6 protein-coding genes are annotated in these 7805 nt (G+C 62.6%); 2 read left to right on the top strand and 4 right to left on the bottom strand.

Annotated elements, in window-relative coordinates; all coding sequences use genetic code 11:
* Positions 1 to 4: 4 nt before the first annotated feature.
* Together C474_RS16040 and C474_RS16045 are read right to left on the bottom strand one after the other, a co-directional pair.
* Positions 5 to 1114: an ABC transporter ATP-binding protein gene (locus tag C474_RS16040; protein WP_049917094.1), complete on the bottom strand. Its 1110-nt coding sequence runs from the start codon at positions 1112 to 1114 to the stop codon at positions 5 to 7.
* On the bottom strand, positions 1111 to 2172 hold the full coding sequence (locus C474_RS16045) for an ABC transporter ATP-binding protein (protein ID WP_008388665.1): 1062 nt from the start codon (positions 2170 to 2172) through the stop codon (positions 1111 to 1113). The genes C474_RS16040 and C474_RS16045 overlap by 4 nt, the downstream gene beginning before the upstream one ends.
* Positions 2173 to 2388: 216 nt before the next feature.
* Here C474_RS16045 and C474_RS16050 point away from each other — a divergent pair, with 216 nt between their 5' ends.
* Positions 2389 to 2610 (top strand): hypothetical protein, encoded by a 222-nt coding sequence (locus tag C474_RS16050; protein ID WP_008388667.1) that lies wholly within the window; start codon positions 2389 to 2391, stop codon positions 2608 to 2610.
* Positions 2611 to 2911: 301 nt separating this feature from the next.
* On the opposite strand, the gene C474_RS16055 is transcribed toward C474_RS16050, so the two are convergent.
* Together C474_RS16055 and C474_RS16060 are read right to left on the bottom strand one after the other, a co-directional pair.
* A complete protein-coding gene (locus tag C474_RS16055) occupies positions 2912 to 5032 on the bottom strand; it encodes an ABC transporter permease subunit (RefSeq protein ID WP_049917095.1) in 2121 nt (706 codons plus the stop codon).
* Positions 5033 to 5223: 191 nt separating this feature from the next.
* On the bottom strand, positions 5224 to 7323 hold the full coding sequence (locus tag C474_RS16060) for an ABC transporter substrate-binding protein (RefSeq protein WP_008388670.1): 2100 nt from the start codon (positions 7321 to 7323) through the stop codon (positions 5224 to 5226).
* A 146-nt stretch (positions 7324 to 7469) separates the two neighbouring features.
* On the opposite strand from C474_RS16060, the gene C474_RS16065 reads away from it, so the two are divergent.
* Positions 7470 to 7712 carry a hypothetical protein gene (locus C474_RS16065; protein WP_008388672.1) on the top strand — a complete coding sequence of 81 codons (243 nt, stop codon included), beginning with the start codon at positions 7470 to 7472 and terminating at the stop codon, positions 7710 to 7712.
* Positions 7713 to 7805: the final 93 nt, after the last annotated feature.

Raw genomic sequence — 7805 nt, forward strand, 5'->3', positions numbered from 1 at the left:
CGAATCAGTCCGCCGGTTGTTCGGTCGCGTCCGTGTCGTCAAAGTCGTCGGGGAGCGGTTCGCTGTTGCGGTACTCGACTCGGTCGTGCGCCTCGAAGCAGGCCGCCTCGTGTCTGTCGCTCGGGCCGGTCATCCCCTTCAGGTCGGGGTCGTTCCCCATGCAGAACTCGCGGGCCTCGAGACACCGCGTGTGGAACCGGCACCCGCTGGGCGGGTTCTCCGGGTCCGGGATGTCTATCTTCCTGACCGGCGGCGACTCGATCGGGTCGTTTATCTCCGAGAGACCGGAGGTGGCCCACAGGAGGCTCTTGGTGTAGGGATGCTGGGGGTTCTTGATTATCTCGTCCGCCGGACCGATTTCGACGATGCGTCCGAGGTACATCACGGCGATTCGACCGTCGGCGCGGCCGGCGAGGTAGCGGGCGTTCGCCATGTTGTGCGAGATGAAGACGAACGACGTGCTGAACATCTCCTGCAGTTCCAAGAGCAGGTCCATCAGGTTCACGCGCAGGGAGACGTCGAGCGCCGAGACGGCCTCGTCTGCGAGGATGAGGTCCGGTTCGAGGAGCATCGAGCGGACGATGACGGTCCGCTGTGCCTCCCCGCCCGAGAGTTGGTGCGGGTAGCGCGAGGCGTAGTCGTCGGCGGGCGTGAGACCGACCGTATCGAGCATCTGGTGGACGAGTTCCCGGCGTTCGACGAGGTTGAGTTCCGGGCGCCACTTCTTCAGCGCCGGGTTGAGGTTCTTGAATATCGTGCGGTTGGGGTCGAGCGAGTTCCCGGCGTCTTGGTGCACCATCTGGAGGGACTTCCGGATGTCCTTGTAGGGGATGTCGCCGGATTCGAGGTCGGACTTCCAGATGTCCTGCCCGCGGAATCGGACGGCGCCCGAGGTGGGTCGCTGCAGACCGATCATCGTCTTCCCGAGCGTCGTCTTTCCGCACCCCGACTCGCCGACGAGGGCGACCACGTCGTTCTCGCCGATGTCGAGGGAGACGCCGTCGACGGCGCGGACGACGCCCTTGTCGTCGCCGAGGAAACGGTCGAGTATCCCGCTGTCGCCGCCGAAGTGGACGCTCAGGTCGTCCACTTCCAAGAGCGGACGAGAGCTCATTTCGTCACCTCCTTCTTCAGCGGGATGGTCTCGCGCGCTTCGTCGGTGTAGAAGCACGCGGCGCTGTGGTCGCCCGATACCTCGAAGAGGTCGGGGTTAGTCTCCCGGCACTGCTCGTCGGCGAGCGGACACCGAGTGTGGTACGAACAGCCCCGCGGGACGTTCAGCGGGTCGGGACTCGTCCCCTCGATGGAGGCCATCTCGTCCAAGTCGGCGTCGATGTCGGGAATCGAGTTGAGAAGCTCCCTCGTGTAGGGGTGTGAGGGGTTCGCCACGATGTCCCCCACCGGCCCGAGTTCGAGTATCTCGAAGGCGTACATCACGGCCAGTCGGTCCGAGATGCGGGCGACGTGGCTCAGGTCGTGCGTCACGATGACGATGGTAAGGTCGTACTCGTCTTTCAGCTCCGAGAGGAGCTTCAGAATCGACTGCTGCATCAGCAGGTCGAGCGCGGCGGTCGGTTCGTCCATCACGAGCACGTCCGGGTCGAGGAGGAGACTCAACGCGATGAGGGCGCGCTGAGTCATCCCGCCGCTCAGTTCGTACGGGTAGGCGTCGAGGATGCGGTCCGGTTCGAGGTGGACGTCCGAGATGAGCTGCCGCGCCCGTTCCATCCCCTCGGCCACGTCGTAATCATGCGCGCGGAGCGTCTCGACGAAGTGCTCGCCGATGCTGAGCGTCGGATTGAACGAGTCGAGCGCCCCTTGGACGACCATCGACACCCGCTCCCAGCGGAACTGCCGAAGCTCCTCCTTGCTCAGTTGGTTGACTGCGATGGGGTCACCCCCCTCGGGCGGGTGGAACGTCACGTCGCCGGTGAGCGTCCCCGGCGAGTCGATGGCGTCGAGCATCGAGTCCGCCAGCATCGACTTCCCGGACCCCGACTCGCCGACGACGCCGAGCACCTCCCCCCGGCGGACGTTTATCGAGACGTCGTCGAGGACGCGGGCGTCTCCGCGCTCCATCGCGAACGCGACGCTCGCGTTCGATATCTCGAGCACGTTGTGTGCCGACTGGCCGTCGTCTCGTGTCTCGCGTCTGGTGTACTGAGACGACATCGTCAGTCCGTCTCACCGATGTGTGAGCCGTTCGAACGATTCAGTCCGCCACGCGTGTGAATACCCAACATAATGGCTACGGTAGGAAACTATCATGGTCTATCCCACTTAATACTTTCCCAGCCTCGCAGGTGCTGCGGCGGTCACGAGCGGGCGTTCGCGCGGGAGCGGAGCCACCGACAAGCTATAAGTCCTACCAAATTAAACGTTGGAGATATGGCGCAAGCGAGAACGCGACAGAACGGACTGCGGTCGGTGCGCTCGAAACTCGGCGGCCCGGTCACCTCGTCGGTGATCATCGTCGGGGCGCTGTTGATACTGCTCGGCGCGGTACTTCAGACGGGCGTCTGGGCCGGAATGCTCGGAATAATCGGCGGGTTGCTGGTGTCCATCGCCGTCGTATCGAGAGTCCTTCTCTGGGCGTATCGTCAGTTCTGATCACATCATCGTGAATCCGTAGTACACTCCGACGAGGAGGATAACGAGCAGTATCAGACCGATCATGTACCGCGTGGTGTTCCCTTCTTTCTCTACTTTCATTGGTGTTAGACCCATTCGTAGGTCTGCGTCGCCCGAGTTAATCTTTTCGCCGGGCGGGGAGGATGGAGCGTAGGAACGGTCAGAATCCGGCGCTGTCGTCGTTCGACGTTCGGAGGAAAGAGACCGGACGAGACAATAGAACGAAGACGATGGGGAACGAAACGAGAAGGAGGCAGAGAGATGAGAGAGGAGCCGTGGGTCAGTCGGCCGCGGAGGCGGACGACCCGCCGCGGTCCCCGCGGTCCTCCTCCGTCTCGTCGGTCGAGACGGTCGCCGCGTGCCGCGCGCGGAGGCGGGGGTTGAACAGTCGGTCGGTCCCCTGTGCGAACAGTTGGAGCCCGTACGTCATCGTGACGATGAACAGGATGGGCGCGAGGAGCCAGTGGAACCGGTCCACGCCCGAGAGCGCGCCGCCGTTGCGGGCGATGTTGAGCACGATGCCCCAGTTGTTCGTCGTGAAGGGGAGGATGCCCAGGAAGTAGAGGCCGACCGACTCCATCAGGATGTTCCGCATCGACCCGACCGTCCCCATCGTCAGCATCGGCATGAGGCGGGACATGACGTTCTTCGAGAGGATGCTCTTGGTCGGCAGGCCGAGGACGCGGGAGGCCTCGACGTGCGCCTCGCCGCGGATGGTGAGCACCTGCGAACGGAGCTGTCGCGCCAGCCGAGGCCAGTTGTCGACGGCGAGGATGACCCCGACGAACACCGGACTCTTCGGGGAGAGGATGACGGCAAGGACGATGACGAGCGCCAGACCGGGGATGTTCATCATCACGTCGGTCACGGTCATCAGCACCTTGTCGATGAGGCCGCCGAGGTAGCCGGCCGTGACGCCGAGGAGGATAGCGAGACCGAGCGTCACTGCCGCACCCGACAGCATCATCACGAGCATCGGACGCGTCGCCCGCACCTGTTGTGCGAACAGGTCGCGGCCGATGTCGTCGGTGCCGAGCGGGTAGGCCACGTTCTCCAGTGGTTGCAGGAGAATCGGACCCTGCATCGGGTCGACGGGCCGAACGAGGTACGGTCCGAACAGACCCATGAAGCCGAATATCGCGAGGATTATCGCGCCGACGCGGGCCCGCGGCGACGTCCAAATGATGCGGAACGGCGTCAGAACGCTCTGGTCGATTCGCTCGCGGACGTAGTCGCCGCGCGAGAAGTCCGACTGCTCGACGTCGAAGCTCATCGCACCGCTCTTCGAGATACGGTTGTCCTGAATACGGTCGTCGATGGTCTCGCTCTCCTCGCTGCGACCGTTCCGTAGGCGGTTGACGAACCGCTGGAACTGTTCGCGGTACGAACGCGAGTAGGACTCGCGCTGGGTGTGGCCGGCGCGGGGGTCGATGAAGCCGTAGGTGAAGTCGGCGATGAGGAGGCCGATGACGGTGACGACGGTGAAGAGGATGACCGCCGCCATCACCGTCGTGTAGTCCCGCGCCATCGTGGCTTCGTAGAAGTAAAAGCCCATGCCGCGGTAGCGGAATATCTGCTCCATGATGACCGACCCGCCGAAGAGGCTGGCGAGGCCGGCCATCAGACCCGTGTACATCGGGAGCATCGAGTTCCATCCGATGTACCGCAGTTGAATCCTGCTGTCGGGGAGTCCTCGGAGTTCGGCCACGTCGACGTAGTCCTCGCCGATGATCCGCGTACAGTGCGCGCGGAACTCCAAGCCGCCCCACGAGGTGAGCGCGAAGGACATGATAGGCAACGCGGCGTGTCTGAGCACGCTGGCCATGAACGCGATGTTGAACCCCGGCGTCAGGGAGTTGTCGTAGCGCCCCCCGTTGGGGAAGAACTCCGTCCCGAACCCGAACACGAACAGGAGCACGAGTCCGACGACGTAGTAGGGGACGGCGTCGGAGAAGATGACGAAGTAACTCCCGACCACGTCCCAGGAGTCACCCTCGTGGACGGCCAGGAAGCCGCCGATGAGGAACACCATCAGCGTCCCGATGACGAGCGCAAACAGCGAAACGAACATCGTCCACGGAATCGCCGGGCCGAGCACATCCCAGACCGGGTCGGAGTAAAATATCGACCGACCGAAGTCCAGTTGCGCCACCGAGACGATGTAATCGACGTACGCCTCCCACATCGGTTTCGAGGGATTGACGTTCGAGTACATCTCGACCATCTGGTTGAGGCGCGCCGTCGAAACCGATCCCCCGGAGCGCTGCCGTATCTGCGCGGCGATGTAGTCCATCGGCCCACCGGGGATGAGACGTACCGTCATGAACGAGAACGTGATCGCCGCCAATACAGTCACCAATGACTGTACTATCCGCCTGACGTAGTAGTTCTTCTCTACCATCCTGTTATCTGTTAGCAGTCATCTGCACACTTAATAATTACTGATACGGTCGCACCGAGGAACAGTCACGACACGTTACATATGCGTCCTCAACGCGGAGAGAGCGGTGTCAAGGCCCTCGAAACGGTGCGGGTCGGTCCGGAACCCAGCGCGGCGGACGAGGTGGAGTCAGGCGTGGGTCTCGCGCCGCCTCACTGTCCTCCTTGTGCGGGACTGAAGTACTCCGTACCCATCTTCGCCATGTACTGGCAGTACGAGTACTGCCCGACCTCGACGATCTCGTAGCGGTACGCCGGGTTCCGGTTGTTGTTCGGCGGTTTGGTCTGCCACTTGCTGTGGTCAAGCCAGTAGCCGCCGGTTCCGCCCTCCTCGTTCACCAGCATCATCGGCAGCGACTGGTTGAATATCCACGCCATCTCGCCGACTGTCTGCCGGCGCTTCTCGTCGGACATCTGTGTTTGGAGTTGGTTGAGTTTGTCGATGACGTCGACCTCCTGGAGGTCGCCGGTCGGGTCGCCTATCGGATACGGCACCTCGACCTTCCTGTTCATCGCCCAGTTCTCGTTCGTTCCGATCGGCTGTCCGGAGAGCGTCTGCTGGAGTTGGAAGGACCCCGTGAGGTCGAGGAACGGCGGGCCGGACTTCGCGCCGCCCCAACTGTCGAACATCATATGCCAATCGCCGGACTCGAGCGTCTTCCCGGCGCGGATGGTTGCCTCCTGCGCCGTGACCTCCGTCTGGAGACCGAAGTTGTCCAAGTAGGACTTTGCTATCTGTGCGAAGCGCAGGGCCATGGGCTCCTCGCCGGACGTTGCGGTGTAGAACTGGAGCGTGACGTTGTTCCCGTCGGAGTCCTGCCAGCGACCGCCCGACTTGGAGAATCCGGCGGCTTCGAGCAGTTGCGTGGCCCGTTCCTCGTCGACGTCGTCCTTCGTGTGAGCGTACCGCTCTAATTTCGTGAGCGCTCCGTTCGGCCAGTTCGAGTTCTCGCCGAACCAAGGCACCTCCTTGTCCTGACCCATGCCGGAGGGGATTCGGTCCTCCACCCAGTAGGACTCGTAGTCCGGGACCCAGGAGACCAGCGGTTTCCGCGGGACGATGTGGTGAATCGCCTTGCGAACGCGCGGGTCGCCGGTGATATCGCTCTGGCAGTTGAGCAGGACGCACATCGAACCGCTCCGCATCGAGGGGGTGATCTGATCCGTCGAGAGGTCGTCGGCGGGGCCCCAGCCCTTCTGTCGGATGCCCTCCCGAGCGGATTCGGAGTCCGGCGGATAACTGACGTCGATAGTGCCCTCCTTCATCGCCTGCGTCCGCTGTTGTTGGTTCGGGTAGCGATGCCACCGGAGGTTGTAGTCGATCATGTCCCCCGTGATGTCGCCGTCCGCCCACTCGGCGTCGCTGAACGGACTGTAGTAGTCGTCGTAGGGCTCGAAGTACGCGACGTTCTCCTCTCCCTTGACGAACTCCCAGACGGAGTTCCCGGGGACGTTCGAGTTGTCCCACACCTCCTTTTGCACCGCCTGCATCATCTCCTGCTGGGCGGAGGTCCGCGCGTCCTCCGTCGTGGCGTCGTCGAACATCTCGGCGTATTTGCCCCAGATGTCCCGGTGAGCCCAGAGCCACGCGCGGCGCTTCATGTGCCCGAACTCGAATATCTCGCGGCTGATCTTCGGGTCCTTCAGGTCGAACGTGAGTTCGTACTTCCCGGTCGCCTCGACGTTCTCGTAGAGCGGTTGGGCGCCGTATCCCTTGTGGACCGTCTGCATCAACTGTCCGATTTTCAGTTGCGTGGCCACGTCCTCCGCCGTCAGGTCGTCGCCGTTGTGCCAGGTGTAGGTGTCGCGGACGTTCCACGTGACTTGCCCGTTGTCGGCGTAGTTCCAGTCCTTGATGACCATCCCCTTCGTTTTGTTCGTCACCTTATCGTGGACCGCGAGTTGGTCGAACATGGCCCAGTACCATCGGAAGGAGAAGTTCGCCGCGTTACCGTAGGGGTTGAACCGGGCGTTCGTCGGCGCGAGCGAGATGATGTGGTCGAGCGTCTTCCCGGAGGAACCCTCGCCCGCGGTTCCCGAGTCGGTCGACGTTCCCCCACCACCGTCACCCTCGTTCTGGAGCGGTGTCGGCGTCGATTGGTCGTCCTCTCCGCTGCATCCCGCGAGTGCAGCGACACCGGCCGTCGCCCCGAACGCGTTCTTGAGCAGGCGACGGCGCGTCTGCGCGGACACGTCCTCCCACTCGTCATCGCTGATCCACTCGTCGGACTCACCACTGGTTTGCGAATCCATTACACACTCACCATTACCATACTCGTATATACATCCATCGATAATGGGGATTATTAAAGGAGATAGATGAATCGCCGAGAGGCGACATCCGACCGCGGTCGCGCGGTCCCAAAGGACTATTGCCTCGTTTCACGAACTCCGCGGTCATGGGAAACTCAGAACGAGCGTACTTCAAAAATTGGATCTGTCGCCGAAAGATGCTCTGGACCGGTATCCTCTCGTTCACGCTCCTCGCTCTCGTCCTCGGTCTGCTGGCGCTGACGAGCGTCGAGCGAGGCACCGCGTCGTACGTCGTGCTCATGATGGACTTCGCCGTCGCCGGCGTTCTCCTCCTCATCGTGGGCCTCGTTTTCTGGCGGTGTGACTACCTGGGGGATACGTTGGAGTAACGACTGGTCGCGGCCGAGTCCCTCTACCACCGGCATATCTGTTCCCGTCAGGGGAACTACTATATCTGTCTCTTATACACATCTCTGATGGCG

It is taken from the genome of Halogeometricum pallidum JCM 14848 (assembly GCF_000337095.1).
GTDB lineage: Archaea > Halobacteriota > Halobacteria > Halobacteriales > Haloferacaceae > Halogeometricum > Halogeometricum pallidum.

Excerpts from the sequence above, each read along its gene's own strand:
- C474_RS16040 (WP_049917094.1), bottom strand. The coding sequence starts at position 1,114 with ATGAGCTCTCGTCCGCTCTTGGAAGTGGACGACCTGAGCGTCCACTTC.
- C474_RS16045 (WP_008388665.1), bottom strand. The coding sequence starts at position 2,172 with ATGTCGTCTCAGTACACCAGACGCGAGACACGAGACGACGGCCAGTCG.
- C474_RS16050 (WP_008388667.1), top strand. The coding sequence starts at position 2,389 with ATGGCGCAAGCGAGAACGCGACAGAACGGACTGCGGTCGGTGCGCTCG.
- C474_RS16055 (WP_049917095.1), bottom strand. The coding sequence starts at position 5,032 with ATGGTAGAGAAGAACTACTACGTCAGGCGGATAGTACAGTCATTGGTG.
- C474_RS16060 (WP_008388670.1), bottom strand. The coding sequence starts at position 7,323 with ATGGATTCGCAAACCAGTGGTGAGTCCGACGAGTGGATCAGCGATGAC.
- C474_RS16065 (WP_008388672.1), top strand. The coding sequence starts at position 7,470 with ATGGGAAACTCAGAACGAGCGTACTTCAAAAATTGGATCTGTCGCCGA.